This is a genomic window from Thermoactinomyces sp. CICC 10522, assembly GCF_016055075.1.
GTDB lineage: Bacteria > Bacillota > Bacilli > Thermoactinomycetales > Thermoactinomycetaceae > Thermoactinomyces_A > Thermoactinomyces_A daqus.
Genome location: NZ_JAECVY010000030.1, coordinates 1 through 13,794, shown reverse-complemented (window position 1 = coordinate 13,794; position 13,794 = coordinate 1). Strand labels below are relative to the sequence as shown.

The following is a 13,794-nucleotide window of genomic DNA, read 5'->3' as shown; positions in this document are numbered from 1 at the left end:
CGAAGAAATGTAGCGGTTTCGTTCGAAGGGGATTATTCGACGGGAGTGGGTCAATTCTTTTTCGGCGATCCTGGGTCAATTATAGACCGGCGGTAACAATAATGCCCGGTGAGCGAACGAACCGGCAACAGCAAAAGGCGGGCATCGGTCACACTGAACGCCCCGGCCTGATCTTGCTTCCCGAACAGTTGTTTCAGACGATGATCCTGTCCGGTCATTTCCTCTTCCAATTTGTCACGTAAAGCTCCTTTCAAACTTGAACCGGGAATCATCGGATAATGAGTGGTCCTCTCCCGCGCGACCGGCAGATCGATCACACTGTACACTTGTCCTGCCCCCGGATGAATCGGTGTCTCTGCCAACATGCCCAACATGTATCCTTTCATATTGATTCTCCTCCTTTATTCCAAGTTCCGATCACAATCTGCCCCAGGCCATATGATTGAAGTTCTCCCGTCAAAGTCCCGTGCAACTCAAACAGCTTGGCCGACTCCCGCAGCGGCGCTTCATAAAACCAGGTACTTCCCGCCGGGAGAAAGGAAAGCAATGTCCGCGGCCAATTCACCTTCACATTCCAGCCGCCCACCTGAATCGCCTTTCCGATACTGGCCGAAACACAGCGGGCGGATTCCAAGGCAGCCCGGATCTCTGGCGGACCATGGCGAACCGCTTGTTCCATGTCGACATATCTGGCCGGGGTGAGCAAAGAAACGGTAAAGCGCAAGGTGTCACCCTGAACGGAGAATGAATCGGGCATGCGCGGGAAATCAGAATCTCCTTTTGCTGACTCCACCGTCACCTCAGCCAGCCGCCCTTCTCCGCCCAAAGGGATGACTTGCGCACCCGTCGGCTGCCATTTCTCTCCCAGACCGGACACCTCGACAACCACCTCCACCTCCCGATCCGGACGCACATGGGTCAAAGTATAGAGATAGCTTTGCTCGGCCGTCCGGGTTTGTCTGTTCCGCTTGATGCCCACCCGGCGCTCCGGTTTCCATTTCTCTTCAGGCAAAAGGATCGAGCCGGCAGCAGCGGGAACCTTCCCACTCAACACGGCTTCCATCCCTTCCCTGTCCAACCATCCTTCCACCAACCGGCCATTTGGGATGATCTTCTCGGGAACCGGAAAAAATACGTCTTTTCCCAGATCGCTCGCATGGACGAAACAGTCGGGCACCAAACGGGTGAGTTCCCAATCCGCCTTCATCTCTTCCTGCTTTTTTCTTCCGATCAAAATGAGCGGTGCGGGATAAAATTTTTTTCCATTGATGCGGAGATAAGGACCCACAAGACGAAGTTGCCCCAAATCGTCCGGCATCGCCCACCTCCGCCGTTTCTCCGCTTCCGTAAGTCCCTTTTCCTCAGATTTTCCCAGCTCTTCCGGCCAATCCTTCCCGGGAGCCCATCCACTCTTCCAATGGGCCATCGCCGCACGAATCGCCCCTTGCAGCGTGAAAATGGGCGGAGGGAAAACTCCTTGCGGCGCCACTCCCGGCTCTTCAGCGTGGAACGGAGTGCCGTCCCGGAAAAAAAACGTGTCCAACGCCCGAAATGCCCATATCCATCTGTTCATTCTTCAATCCCTTTCTGTGCCAGAAACTTTGCGAGTAATGCCCCGTCCGCCCGAAACTCGTCCGTCACCACGATCTCTCTCCCTTTGCGTTTGGTTGCAAAGCAGACTTGGAGCAACTGCCCAATCCGTTCCTCCATTGCTTCTTTGGACATTTTGTCGTTTATGCCGGTCATCCGTACATAATCGGCGGTGATGAGACGTTTCACTTTTTCCCGGTGCTGCTCACCGAGCGATGGCATAGACTCGTAAACGGATTGCAATTTGTATAAAAAACTGCCGGAGAATATCCCGTTTTCCTCTCCTTGCAATGTTTGGATGATCTCATCCATCACTGTTGTCCCCGATTCATCCCGGATGACGGTATTCCAGGGAGCAGACCAAGTCAGCGTCACTCCGGAGCTTTTCCAAACGGCGACCGCCAAACTGTCCCGCCCCGTTCCATCCTTGGCCACATCATCGAGCAGGCGGTGTCCCTCCTGCAAAATATCTTTCAGCGGCGTTTTCCTGTGCGCGAAGAGGATCGATGTGGAACAAGTGGCCTTCTCCCAAATTTCTTGCTGCCCGGAAAACACGTGACGAAAAGAGTTCCGGTACTTTTGAACCAACGCCGCCGCTGCAGGCAAGGCCCGATCCATAGGGAACAATGCCATCACATCATCTCCGCCGGCATAAATGGTGACTCCCTCATGTTCGCGCACCAATTCCTCCAAACCGTCGCAGAAAAGAGACAATGCATCGCTGATTTTGGGTTCATCCCCTCTTTCTGCGCAATGTTTCAACAAGTTGCCCAATTGGTCTCCGTCCATCAACAGGAGCGCATAATACGAACCAAAAGGTTCACCCATCTCTTTTGTCAAATCAGCCAATCGGTTTTGTAAATGCCTGCGCCTCTCCTCGGATTCAATCTGTTCCAATTCATTCGGATAAAACGCGTTGGCACTAATCCTGATCAATGTTTCGGCCCCTGCTTCTTTGGCTTTCTTCTGCAGGGCCGGAAAATGTTTTCCCAAAGGAACGGGATAAATCTCTTTGTGCTTTCTCGCCTCGACAGCATAACTTTCTGCCTTTTCCGGGCAAACCTCCAATGCCTTCATCAATCCGGGATGCGCCGCCATGTACGACACTGACGGAAAGTGAATCGCTTCATCCGGCCACGGCCATCCGATTGCCTCTTCTGCCACATGGGGAAAAAAGCGTTTGATCATACCGATGGCACTCAACCGTTCTTTCTCCTGAAGCTCCAACGAATACTGCTTGCCCAGGAATTCCCTCAATTTATTCCAAAACTTATTCTGATTCTCTCGCTGCTTGGCACGAACATAACCTGACAACTCTTGCAAACGGGGAAGCAAAGTGCATTTGTCTCCGGGTTCGTCCGCAGGAATATAATTTCGCCAATATTTGCGGTAATCCAGAAAACGCGGATCTTCTGCCATCACCCATGTAATCTCCCACCAGTTTTTCACTTGGCGATTCCAAATCGTCTCAGTATCAAACCCGCAATCTTTTACATTGCCCACGGTTTTCTTCCAAACCGCATCCGCGATCTTTTCCCATGCATGATGAACCGCCGCTTCACACTGTTTGGGATCAAAATGGTCAGGGACAGAAGCTTTGAAACGGTTGGGCAGTGAACCGATCCATGGTCCCTTGTCTGCTTTGCCGTTCCGCATCACCTGGTTGATTGCCAACATCATTGGATCTTCTGCCACTTTTGGAAAAACAATCTGCCCGCCTTGGGCCATCACATCGGCCATCGCATAACCGGCCAGATAGGAGAGAAGAAAAGAGCTGGCCAACAAATCGCGAGAGCGCCGGGACTGGGCAACAAATCCCTGTACCGGGCCGATTGAAAAATGAAATTCCCTGTTCATCCCCACACCTCCCGGTATCGGTTCTCTTTTTTCAACCGTTCCTTAAAAACTTGGATGGCCCGATCTGCATCCATTGGATACGGTTGTCTCTTTTTCTTCGAGATTTGCCTCTCCAAATGCGGGAAACACGAGGACGACAAGAACAAAAAGGCAGGGTAATACCGATTGCCAATCCGGAACACCCGCAGCCAGATCAAGGAAGGCAATCGATTGAACCCTTTCGGCACGATCTTCCCTCCCGCTGTTTTCATCGGTGCTCCGAATATCATCCCGTCCCTTGGGTGATCAGAACGAAACTCCTGGATCAGGCTGATCCCGTTATACAGCGCAATCTCTTCTTTGTCCGTCCCATTGCGGTCTATGTACAGGGCGGATTGGGAATCCAGTATGAGATGTTTCTGTTTCGCTTTCGTCCCGCGATATCCGTCTTTCAAAATCCGTTGCCAACCCTTCATTAGCAGCTGTTCCCATTCCGCCTGCGATGTTGCCCCGTGGGCGATGGGCAATTCCTTCATCATCTCTCTTATCGCTTGATTCCCCTCGACATCCCACTGCTCCAGGGCGATTGTCCCATACCCGCGCCGGATGCGTGAACCCAGCCCGCCCAGATGACCGAGCAGCCAGATGCTGGACAGAAGTCCCTTCCAATCCGGCGTGACCTTATCGGCCGGAAGAGGGCGCAGGAGAAATTCCAGTTCAAACTCCATGCGATTAAACCGATCCTTTGACTTCTTCGCCATTCTCATCAAGAAAGCGGATTGCCCCGCCTTTCCCCTGGCCCCGCCAAACAGCCACTCTTCATTGGTGATGTCATGATAAATCGATGTCTGATAACCGGGACAGGCCGCCCGATACCAATATCTCAATGCTCCTTTGATGGAAGGGATGCGCAACTCTGTTTCATTGGAATACGCCCCGTGCAAATTAAGCGGGGTCACTTCCTTGAACTTTGCTTTGATCCTGGCAAGGGTCACCGGCTGCCCCTCCTTTCATTCAGTATCGTTGCATATACGCAGGTGAAAATGTGTCCAAACAAAATTGCCGGTGTGTTGGCAAATAAAGTCCAATTATATTTGCTTACGAAATCTTTTTCCTCTTTTCCAATCCACTCTTTCGCATAAATGATAAAGAGAATAACAAAAATAAGAAAACCGCCAATACGGGGAAAAATCGCAATTTCAACCTTGGCCTCCGCTTGTTCTCCAAACGGCGACTGACAGAAACCTCCGTTTCATCCCCTCCTTCTCCCTGAAAAAGAAATTAAAACAACAAATTTATTCTACAAAAAACAACAAAACCCTTTATCGATCTTTCTCTAAGTTATACAAATAAAAAATTCAATAAGACGAAGCAGTAGAAATTTAAATCCTGCCAAATCTCCGTTTCCAAAACACAGGAGACCGGCAGGATTTTCAGCCCCTTAACACTATAAACATGATATGGCCCTAAACTCATCCACCGTGTTTAAATTGATATAATCCTCTGCCACTTCAAAGATGCCGACCTTTTTATTTTTATTTACAGCAACTTGAATTAAATCAACGAGTTCTTTTTCACCCCTGATGGGATTAACCGGTGTTTCATTTATATAATCGAAAATTCCATTATTAAAAACAATATTGCCGGTTCCCATCAAATTGTTGAAGGGATGGAGCGGCTTTTCGACAAGCAGGGTTACACGATCATGCTCATTGCATTGTATGGAGTATGTCTTTTTTATCAATTCCCGGTTATCAACCGTCAGTGTCCCCAGCAAGGCAAAATAATTGCCAGCATGAAAACGGTCAATCATTTCACTGTGTTTCGGATTGAACATATATTCATCTCCGAGATGAAGCAAAAAATCATGTTTTTCCAACATGGGCCGGGCACATTCGATTGCACTGACAACCCCGTTTAGTTCAGGCTGATAAACATATTGAATTTTTCCTCCTTTAAAGCTGCTTCCAAAATGCCCGGCGATGCTTTCAGCCTTGTAACCCACTACAACAACATATTCATCAATACAGCCGATTTTATGCAAATTTTCAAAAATATGTTCGATGATCGGTTTGCCTTTTACCTCTGTCATACACTTATTTTTGTCTTTGCACAGATCATTCAACCGTTTTCCCTTCCCAGCCGCTAAAATCAACGCTTTCAAAAACGCCCACCTCTTTTGCCGGAAGGACTTAAAGTCAAATGCATGATGCCCCTTTTGTTTCCCAGCCGTTGTCCTTCATTTTGAAGATTTCTTCCGCCGCTTTGACCGCCCCGCCGGCCGCCCTCAGCGAACGGCCCAGACGCGCGGCATTGTTTTTATAATTGGCATCGCTTAAGACCCTGTTCACCGCATCCTTCAGGCGATCTGCATTGATCTCGTTGTGCTTCAGGAAAATCCCCGCACCCAAACTTTCGATCTGCCTGGAAACCTGTAAATGATGAGCGCTATGGGGACATAAAATCATCGGGACATTGTAATAAAGAGCTTCCCTGACGCCGCTTAGCCCGCCATGCGTGATAAACAGATCTGCTTTTGACAACACTTCCAGTTGAGGCACGAACCCTTTAACCGTTATATTTTCCGGAGCTTTTGCAAACCTGCCTTCGTCTATGTTGCCCCCGGTGGTCAGCAGCACCTGCATGTCAGAACCTCCAAAAGCCTCTGTGCAGATCTCGTAAAATTGCATAAAATCGCGTTCGTACAACATCGTTCCTCTCGATATGTAGATGAGAGGCCGGTTTCTTTTTTTTGTCAACGGAGAAGCATCTTGATTTCCGGCTTTAAAAACCTCAAATCCGACATACCGGTATCGCTCGTCCACATGTTCGCTGAAGGGCTGCAATTCTTTGGTGATGTAAACGATATTAAGCTGATCAGAGGCGTAGTAATCAAATACATTAAATCCCTTTATATTGTACTTTTTATCAATTCTCCTGAATTGCCAGTTTATTTGCCTTGATATTTCATCTCTGCTCACTCCTTCAATCTCTTCATCCGTAAATTCAAGTACATATTTCAAAATATAATCTATGTCTGTCTTCATTAACGAACTGGGAACCACCAAGGCTGATTCACAGCAGACGGCGGGTATGCCTAGTCTCTGCGCAATGGTCTTTCCCCAAAAAGCATAGCTGTCATAGAGGATATAATCCGGCTTTTCCTCCATCACCTCATCAAAATATTTCAAATGTACCGCCCTGTTAAATTTGAGATTGAGTTCACTGAATGAAAGCAGCAACCTGATTTTTTCTTCCACTGTATCGGTGGTGAAAAGTTCGCGTACCAAGCTGGAATGACGCATAAAAACACCTTCGCAGTTGATGCTGAATGCCCGGAACACAGCCCCGGTGCTCTCTATCACTCCACGGTACTGTTCTCCCGAATAGCATACAATACTTTCACCTCTTGCAACCAATTCACTGATTAACCCGAGATTCGGATTGACATGTCCAAAATGGGGCAATGTGAAAAAAACAACTTTAGACATCATTCCTCTGCTCCTTTATGCAATCACATCTTCAGGACGCGGGGGATGGAAACCATGAAATCACTTGGCATACAGCATGTGGACAATCTGAAGGGAACCGTTGTTAACAGCCTGATCCTCTGTATCCTCCTGCAATTCTTCACATGTCTCAATCTCTTCCAGTTCGAGAGTCAAGCTTTTCTCAGTCATGGGAAACCCTCTCCTCCGTTGAATGATCTCCGGCCAAAGACTCTTGGGGACGGGGGGCATGTGTATCGCGGTTGCCTCACGGGCGAAGTTGCTATTGGCTCAAAAGCGGGATTATATGACAGCCTTTCTTAACAGGCCTGCTTGTGTGAATAATTCTGCCGCCTGTTCAATGGATTTAACTGCAGCCTCATGACCCAATCCAAACTTCTTCATCAAATGAATCTTGAGATTTTCGACCGTGATTCCCTTGATCATTGCTTCCGTTATTTCAGCAAGGTGGGCTGACATTTTCAGGATCTTCCCTGACGCAGGATGAAATATCACGGGAACATCCCTTACCGAAAACATATATATGGAGTCATCAAAACAGCTTCTCTCTCCCCCCGGGATTGAATTGGGCAGGTAATGGGAAAAATACTTGTTCGAAATCTTGATATCTTTTACCGAAGTATTTTTAAACAGCTGTGAATGCCGCTTCAAGTCTCTCAGTGTATTCATCGTATTCATATAACAGCTTATATATGGCCGTTCTCGCCTGATCCGGCAGTACTGGTCAACGCTCATGAATTCAGGAAGCATCACACATTTGGAGCATTCATCCGATACTTCGCATGAAGCGCAGTTGCGATTCCGGATCTCCTGTTCCACCAAAACACAGGATTTCTGAAGAAGATCGAATTGCATATCCCCCAGAGAGCCGATCTTGGTCTTGCAGCTTCTGCAAGGTATGATTTCATTTTCACGGTTCAACCGGAAGCGCTGCAATTTATGCATCTGACACTGAAACGCTCCCATCCATCTGCATGAATCTGTGATATAGCTTTGAACCAAATACCCTTTTGCAAATGTTCCCGTGTTTATGAAATAATCCACATCCGCCAGAAACGCCTCCAAGTCCTCCTCGCATCCGATTTCCAATACCCGGAACTCTTCAGCATCATCGAAGTCTGCGTCTCTGTAAAACCCCTGCTTTATCGTCAAAGGCTCACTCCTGCAATAATCGTCAAGCTGTAAATGGATGCAATTTCTTTTCCCGTCATGAACCGCATTATAAATGTGACTCAGGTACAAGCCCGCCTTCCCGGCCTGATCTATGATCCTGTCAAACGTGCCATTTTCCCGCTTGACAACACCGTCATTCTCGAAAATGAAGGTATTGTTCACAGAGACGAGTTCACTTAACTCTGACATTTCATCTTTGTTTAAGCAAGGTTTCGCAATACCGATCAGCTTTGCATATCCATTCGGATTTTCTTTGCGGTAAATTCCGGTAATGTAAGACATGTATCGGTCGATGAGAAGTTGCTCACTTTCTGGCCCCCGCAGATCAGAGTCGTTTCCGTGCAACCCAACCATAAAGCTCTCCAATGCACCGGAAATGGGCTTCTTTTCCGTTACAGCGTTCTCTTCAATGGAACGATTTAAAAACCGGATGCTTCCGGCCAGGGGAATATTGCTGTCCAAAATCGTTTTGACAATATCTTCGGCAACTTTTTTATCCTTGAAACCATTAACATCAATCTGAAAGGAAATTTTTAAAGGAGATTCCGCTGAAAGTTCCTTTAAGATTTGAATCCGATTGTTCAGCCGTTCTAAATTTGCAGGACCGTTTATGGTGATTTCCATATGCTTCATTCCCGCACAGACCAACCTGTTCAAGATGTCTTCAGTCAAGTTGAAAAAAGCAATCCTGCAAGCAAGGGGAAAACGGTATGCCCGTTTGGTCAGTAAACTCAGCAATTCGTCAAGGCAGGGATAACAGAGCAGGTTTTCAGCACGAAGCATCAATCGTCTGTCTTGTGCATCGCTGTTTACTGATATAAAATCCAGCTCTTCCATAATACTGTCCGGCATCCGCATGACCTTCCGGGTTCCCTCGGCCTCATCTCGAATGACAAATATCCCCAAGTCGAAAGCCTTTTCCACAGGGATGATTCGATGGATGTACGGTGACGGCAGATTTCCGTTTTCCGATATTTCCTCTTTTCTGTCTGCAACTTTTGCACCGATCGACTGATCACTTCGGGCGTAAACGCCTGGCAAACTGTACCGCAACTCAAAATTCTCTTCCAGCAATTTAAGTATATTCCGCTCATAATTCTCTGTTATCACAATATCAATCAGAGTCTCCTCAAACAAAATATTTGCATGTTTGGCAGCAGCGGGTCCAATCCATACCACTCTGAAGGACTTCTCCATCTTTTTGACTTCATCCGATATGATTCTGGATATGCGAAAGTTACGGTCATCAACGTAAAATACTATATTTTCGTTTCCCAAAGAGATAATTTCATCAACCACCTCCATCAGTGACAACAGTTCATCTTGTATATATTGAACACTTCCTATGTCGTTTTTTCTTAAAAATGCTCTTATATAACCGAGATCCAGCTGGTAATCCGCCTCAAGGAACCGGTTTGCTTTTACATTCATATAAACAAACGCAATTTGAGACTTTACCCATTTTTGCACTATTTCCCCCTCCTTGCATATGAGCCGGTCTCCATGAACTTCAAGCATTGCCTTTACAGCACGGTCATTTCAAAAGCTGACGATCACGGAATCAATCATCAGCTTTGCTGCCATTATCAAACTTCTCTTTTCAATTTTTGTTGAAATATTTTTGTTTTAATTATATACATTTCAGATTATTCTGTAAACATATCGGCGATCTTGCCTCCTCAGCTGGCGGGCGGCTTATTTTACCGAGCCTCTTCTCCTCATGAAAAAGTCAAAGGTGTCCACTGATGATAAACAAAAGTTGAAAGGTCATGGAAGAATTTTTGGTCACTCTTCCAAGCAAATCGTGTGGTCTGAAGGAATGATATAATGAAAAAGAAGTCAAAATGGTGATACAGGGGGTTTTTTTAGATGTGCGGCCGTTTTTCATTATCGACGGATTTAACAACATTAAAAGAGAAGTTTCAGTTTATCTTTGCTGATGAAATGCAACCCCGATACAACATCGCCCCCGGTCAAACCATCCTTACCGTAGTTCAAGAAGAAGCGAATCGGGTCGGCAAACCAATGCGATGGGGATTGGTCCCATTCTGGGCAAAAGATCACAAAATCGGATACAAAATGATCAACGCCCGGGCCGAAACCATTCATGAAAAACCTTCATACAGGCATTCCTTCCAAAGAAAACGCTGTTTAATCCTGGCTGACGGCTTCTATGAATGGAAAAAAGAAGGAGCTCAGAAGAAACCCTTTCGCTTTCAATTAAAAAATCGCGAACCGTTTGCCTTCGCCGGCGTCTGGGATCGTTGGAGCAAAGGAGAAAACACGCTGTTTTCCTGCACCATTATCACAACAACACCAAATGACCTGACCAAAGACGTTCATGATCGAATGCCGGTGATCTTACCGGAAGACGCTTATGACTTATGGCTGAACCCCGATTCCACGGATACCGAATACCTGAAATCCCTGCTCTTACCCTACCCTTCCGGGGAAATGGAGTCCTATGCCGTATCCACACTGGTGAATTCCCCCAAAAATGATCATCCTGCCATTATTGAGCCTTTAAAGGAAACTCCCTGAGGATTGGGAGTTTTTTTTCGTAAGGGGCATGGCGGGTCGTTTACATATACCTTTACTTGTTTATTTCTAAAACTATTGTTCTGAAACTCCAACCACATGATTTAAGGCTTTCCCCCTTTTCGCCGTTTTTCTTTTTCTCTCATATTTCGGGCATGAACGAACGGCCCTCTCTTCACCGTTTCTGTTCGTCGGATTTGCCGGTCAAGTGCTTCATATACTTGACCGACGTGAAAAGATCCAAAGCGACGAGTCATAGATACTCATACAATCTCTTCATTCCGAGGGGCCATATAATATTTCCGAAATGCGAAAGGAGGTTTGGTAATGGCACAAGTAAAGGTAACTCCGCAATTTAGAAGGCTTTGTGATCAATTTGCCAGAATTTTGGGAGGTGAACATGAAATCGTTGAAGGCCCGGTCTGTTTTGTCAGCAGGCCCAGGAAGCTGAATGCGACAATCTTTGGAAGACGTTCGCAATCACCTTTGGTTCGTTTTCAACTCTTTTCATTTGAATCGCTTGATCGATCAGGCCGGGCGCTCTGTTTGGGTGAGACAGGGCTTTTTCAGAACCAGGCCAATCGATTAATCTCCAATCTTCAAAAACGAGGCATTACAGTCACGGCACTTCATAATCACTGGTTGTTTGAAAATCCTCGTATCATGTACATCCATTGGCAAGCGATAGATAATCCCATCGCATTTGCCAGGAAAACGAAAGAATCCATTGCATTTTTAGGTTAGGGACGCCGCGATCTTGCCCCTCCTGCCTCCATAAGTGACGTATGGGCATGGCAGAAACAGCGGCATAAAAATCAAATCCCCCTGGAATTTGCAATCAATGAGCGGCCCTGTATCAAGGTCGCTTATTCTTTTACATAAATCCCCACCCTCATCTCGACAGAAATTCGGCAATGATCAAAGATACGGATATCGGTTGTACATCCGCTGAAATCGGGCTTCCAATCCTTTCAAATCCAAAAAAAACGACAATAGAAGCAGAAAATAAGCCAAAAGCGGAATCCAGGCCAAATATGGGTGAGACATCGCCCAATCCTTGTTTTGCCCGATCAGTCCGACCCATTCGAAACTTTTGGAATAATACTTGAGCTCTTCGGCATTATACGCTTTTATTTCTGTGCCGCCCAAAAAAATCTTGAACAGGCTGAGTTGACCAAGTATGTTTAGCACTAAGATCAGGTCCTGAACAAAGAGGATCATGAACGTTTCCTTCAACATCGGCAAAATATGTTTGCGAATCAACCAGCTTTTGGATGCGCCCATTACTCTGGAAACCAACACAGAGAGGCGACCGGCAAGTTGCCGTGTCTGTTCGGCAATGGTGGATGCCACGGGGAAAACTCCGAAGAATACCAGGATGAAACCTTGTACAAAGACCAATACCCAGTAGGAAAAATACTTGGTCGGGGCGGAGAGCAAAATGATCAGCAAAATGATGGTCGGGATACTTCCCATGAAACCGGTCATTGAAGAATGTTTTTTTCTCTTGAAAAATCGGAACTTCGCTCTTTCCCCTTTTTCGGCCATTCCAATCCAAACGCCAATCCCTCCCCCTATGGTCACACGCACCAGAGAAACGATGACGACGAAGCCCAGCGTTTGCCTTAAGCCGTAAAGCATTAACGAAAAAAAGTCTCGTCCCCTTTGATCTTTACCAAACCAGTTTTCATGATCCGGAGGGGAGGGGGCGGTGATCGGAGTCGAACCTTTGAAATCGAGCGGTTTTTCCCATTTCGGCGAGTAGGGGGCAACAAAAGGTCCGATGATCGCCATCACAGCAAAGATTGTCAGGAAAATCAGGCCGCTCCAAAGGTATATTTTTTCGTGGGCAGGCTTAGTCATTGGCGAACCCCCGTTCCAATCCGAACATGGCTAAACGCATGGAGCCATAGGTGATGAAAAAGATCAGGATCAAACTCCATAGTGAATTCACCATGACCGGATATTGATTAAACAGATTCGGCTTTTGATAAACCAGGGCTGTTTTCAATTCCAAATTCCGGTCCAGACTGGGGATCAGGAAGCGTGTGATACCCGGGGAGTTAAACAGATATTCAATCACGATCAGGTTTCCGGTCATGATCGAGGCGATCCGGAACAAATCCGCTTTGATCACGGGCAAAACGTTCCGGAGTACATGCCGGGCGTAGATCGTCCATTTTTTCAGCCCCTTGGACTTGGCTGTCAAAATATAGTCTTCTGTCAAAACTTTGTACCCTTGAAGGGCGACCATCCGCATCATATATGTAAAAGGCAAATAACATAAAGTCAGAAAGGGCAACAGATAAGCGGTGCCAAAAACGGTTGTATTCACCTCTGCCACCAGCCAGCCGGTCTGCTGGAAGATAAACACAACCAGAAGTTGGAGGGAAATTGCTGCGGCAAAATCCGGAATGATCGCCATAAATTCCAGAAGTGTCCGGATCAAGATGCCGGAACGAGCCAGGAAAAGACCAAGGAATGTTCCTGACAGCAGGGCGAGCAGACTGGTTGAAACCATATTGACTGCTGAAAAGACCATAAAGGATCGTGTATCGGTGAAAAAATTGCGCGTCTCTGTTACCTGTTCGTGCGAATTGGAGTTATAGTAGAGATAAGCCTGATAGGTGAAGCTTTTTCCGCTCGGAATCCCTCCGATATAGTTGGCAATCTTGCTAAACATCGAGGCGAAGGCTTGGGACGGAGAAATTTTACCTGTTGATTGGCCCAGTATGGCATCGTGGCTGGAGCCAAATATTAACATGTCAATAAATTGGGGCAATGCAACAATAACCAGAACGGCAAACACTAATAGCAACAGTGTAAGCCATGTTCAGCGATCCGAAATTCGCTGGTTATCCGCTTAGAACCCCACCCGTCTTTGTATACCAATCGAAGATCTTCCGCATGACTTAGGCTTCCTCTTCATTGATTTGCAAAAATCCGTCCATCTGGTCTTTGTACTGAAATCATTAATCCAGTCGACCTTTTTCCCAAAACAAAAACCCCTGCCTTCTTTGCAAATGCGGCAGGGTCACATACAGACTAGATCTTTAATTCGCCCAATCTTACCAACTCCACTACGGCTTGGGACCGTCCTTTCACATTCAACTTTTGCATGACGTTACTGATGCGTACCTTTTGCAAA

General features: G+C 46.7%; 13 protein-coding genes. 2 read left to right on the top strand and 11 right to left on the bottom strand.

Features of this window, described 5'->3' with window-relative positions:
- Positions 1 to 50: 50 nt before the first annotated feature.
- The 8 genes from cmr4 to I8U18_RS16900 all read right to left on the bottom strand — a co-directional run bounded on the left by cmr4 (position 51) and on the right by I8U18_RS16900 (position 9,578).
- On the bottom strand, positions 51 to 386 hold the full coding sequence (cmr4, locus tag I8U18_RS16930; protein WP_198065123.1) for a type III-B CRISPR module RAMP protein Cmr4: 336 nt from the start codon (positions 384 to 386) through the stop codon (positions 51 to 53).
- Positions 383 to 1,573, bottom strand: a complete 1,191-nt coding sequence (locus I8U18_RS16925; RefSeq protein WP_198059654.1) for a type III-B CRISPR module-associated Cmr3 family protein — start codon at positions 1,571 to 1,573, stop codon at positions 383 to 385. The genes cmr4 and I8U18_RS16925 overlap by 4 nt, the downstream gene beginning before the upstream one ends.
- Complete coding sequence (cas10, locus tag I8U18_RS16920; RefSeq protein ID WP_198065122.1) at positions 1,570 to 3,447, bottom strand: type III-B CRISPR-associated protein Cas10/Cmr2; 1,878 nt, start codon at positions 3,445 to 3,447, stop codon at positions 1,570 to 1,572. The genes I8U18_RS16925 and cas10 overlap by 4 nt, the downstream gene beginning before the upstream one ends.
- Complete coding sequence (gene cmr1, locus I8U18_RS16915; protein WP_198056301.1) at positions 3,444 to 4,421, bottom strand: type III-B CRISPR module RAMP protein Cmr1; 978 nt, start codon at positions 4,419 to 4,421, stop codon at positions 3,444 to 3,446. Before cmr1 ends, cas10 begins: the two co-directional genes overlap by 4 nt.
- A gap of 452 nt (positions 4,422 to 4,873) precedes the next feature.
- Entirely contained in the window at positions 4,874 to 5,590 is a 717-nt protein-coding gene (locus I8U18_RS16910) for a nucleotidyltransferase family protein (RefSeq protein ID WP_198059656.1), read from the bottom strand.
- Between the two features lie 34 nt (positions 5,591 to 5,624).
- On the bottom strand, positions 5,625 to 6,917 hold the full coding sequence (locus I8U18_RS16905; RefSeq protein ID WP_198065121.1) for a macrolide family glycosyltransferase: 1,293 nt from the start codon (positions 6,915 to 6,917) through the stop codon (positions 5,625 to 5,627).
- Positions 6,918 to 6,977: 60 nt separating this feature from the next.
- Complete coding sequence (locus I8U18_RS18085) at positions 6,978 to 7,106, bottom strand: hypothetical protein (RefSeq protein ID WP_255518432.1); 129 nt, start codon at positions 7,104 to 7,106, stop codon at positions 6,978 to 6,980.
- A 111-nt stretch (positions 7,107 to 7,217) separates the two neighbouring features.
- Positions 7,218 to 9,578, bottom strand: coding sequence for a radical SAM protein (locus tag I8U18_RS16900; protein WP_198065120.1), 2,361 nt, complete (start codon positions 9,576 to 9,578; stop codon positions 7,218 to 7,220).
- A gap of 399 nt (positions 9,579 to 9,977) precedes the next feature.
- On the opposite strand from I8U18_RS16900, the gene I8U18_RS16895 reads away from it, so the two are divergent.
- Entirely contained in the window at positions 9,978 to 10,649 is a 672-nt protein-coding gene (locus tag I8U18_RS16895) for an SOS response-associated peptidase (RefSeq protein ID WP_198056297.1), read from the top strand.
- Between the two features lie 324 nt (positions 10,650 to 10,973).
- Entirely contained in the window at positions 10,974 to 11,390 is a 417-nt protein-coding gene (locus tag I8U18_RS16890) for a DUF1259 domain-containing protein (RefSeq protein WP_198056296.1), read from the top strand.
- A 174-nt stretch (positions 11,391 to 11,564) separates the two neighbouring features.
- Here I8U18_RS16890 and I8U18_RS16885 read toward each other — a convergent pair whose 3' ends face one another.
- The 3 genes from I8U18_RS16885 to I8U18_RS16875 all read right to left on the bottom strand — a co-directional run.
- A complete protein-coding gene (locus I8U18_RS16885) occupies positions 11,565 to 12,509 on the bottom strand; it encodes an ABC transporter permease subunit (protein WP_198065119.1) in 945 nt (314 codons plus the stop codon).
- A complete protein-coding gene (locus tag I8U18_RS16880) occupies positions 12,502 to 13,455 on the bottom strand; it encodes an ABC transporter permease subunit (protein ID WP_370589427.1) in 954 nt (317 codons plus the stop codon). The genes I8U18_RS16885 and I8U18_RS16880 overlap by 8 nt, the downstream gene beginning before the upstream one ends.
- Positions 13,456 to 13,691: 236 nt before the next feature.
- The coding region (locus tag I8U18_RS16875; protein ID WP_198065117.1) for a helix-turn-helix domain-containing protein at positions 13,692 to 13,794 on the bottom strand (103 nt) is incomplete at its 5' end.

Bases quoted from the DNA above. Each gene is read 5' to 3' on its own strand.
- cas10 (WP_198065122.1), bottom strand. From the start codon at position 3,447: ATGAACAGGGAATTTCATTTTTCAATCGGCCCGGTACAGGGATTTGTT.
- I8U18_RS16885 (WP_198065119.1), bottom strand. From the start codon at position 12,509: ATGACTAAGCCTGCCCACGAAAAAATATACCTTTGGAGCGGCCTGATT.
- I8U18_RS18085 (WP_255518432.1), bottom strand. From the start codon at position 7,106: ATGACTGAGAAAAGCTTGACTCTCGAACTGGAAGAGATTGAGACATGT.
- I8U18_RS16895 (WP_198056297.1), top strand. From the start codon at position 9,978: ATGTGCGGCCGTTTTTCATTATCGACGGATTTAACAACATTAAAAGAG.
- cmr4 (WP_198065123.1), bottom strand. From the start codon at position 386: ATGAAAGGATACATGTTGGGCATGTTGGCAGAGACACCGATTCATCCG.
- I8U18_RS16925 (WP_198059654.1), bottom strand. From the start codon at position 1,573: ATGAACAGATGGATATGGGCATTTCGGGCGTTGGACACGTTTTTTTTC.
- I8U18_RS16890 (WP_198056296.1), top strand. From the start codon at position 10,974: ATGGCACAAGTAAAGGTAACTCCGCAATTTAGAAGGCTTTGTGATCAA.
- I8U18_RS16905 (WP_198065121.1), bottom strand. From the start codon at position 6,917: ATGTCTAAAGTTGTTTTTTTCACATTGCCCCATTTTGGACATGTCAAT.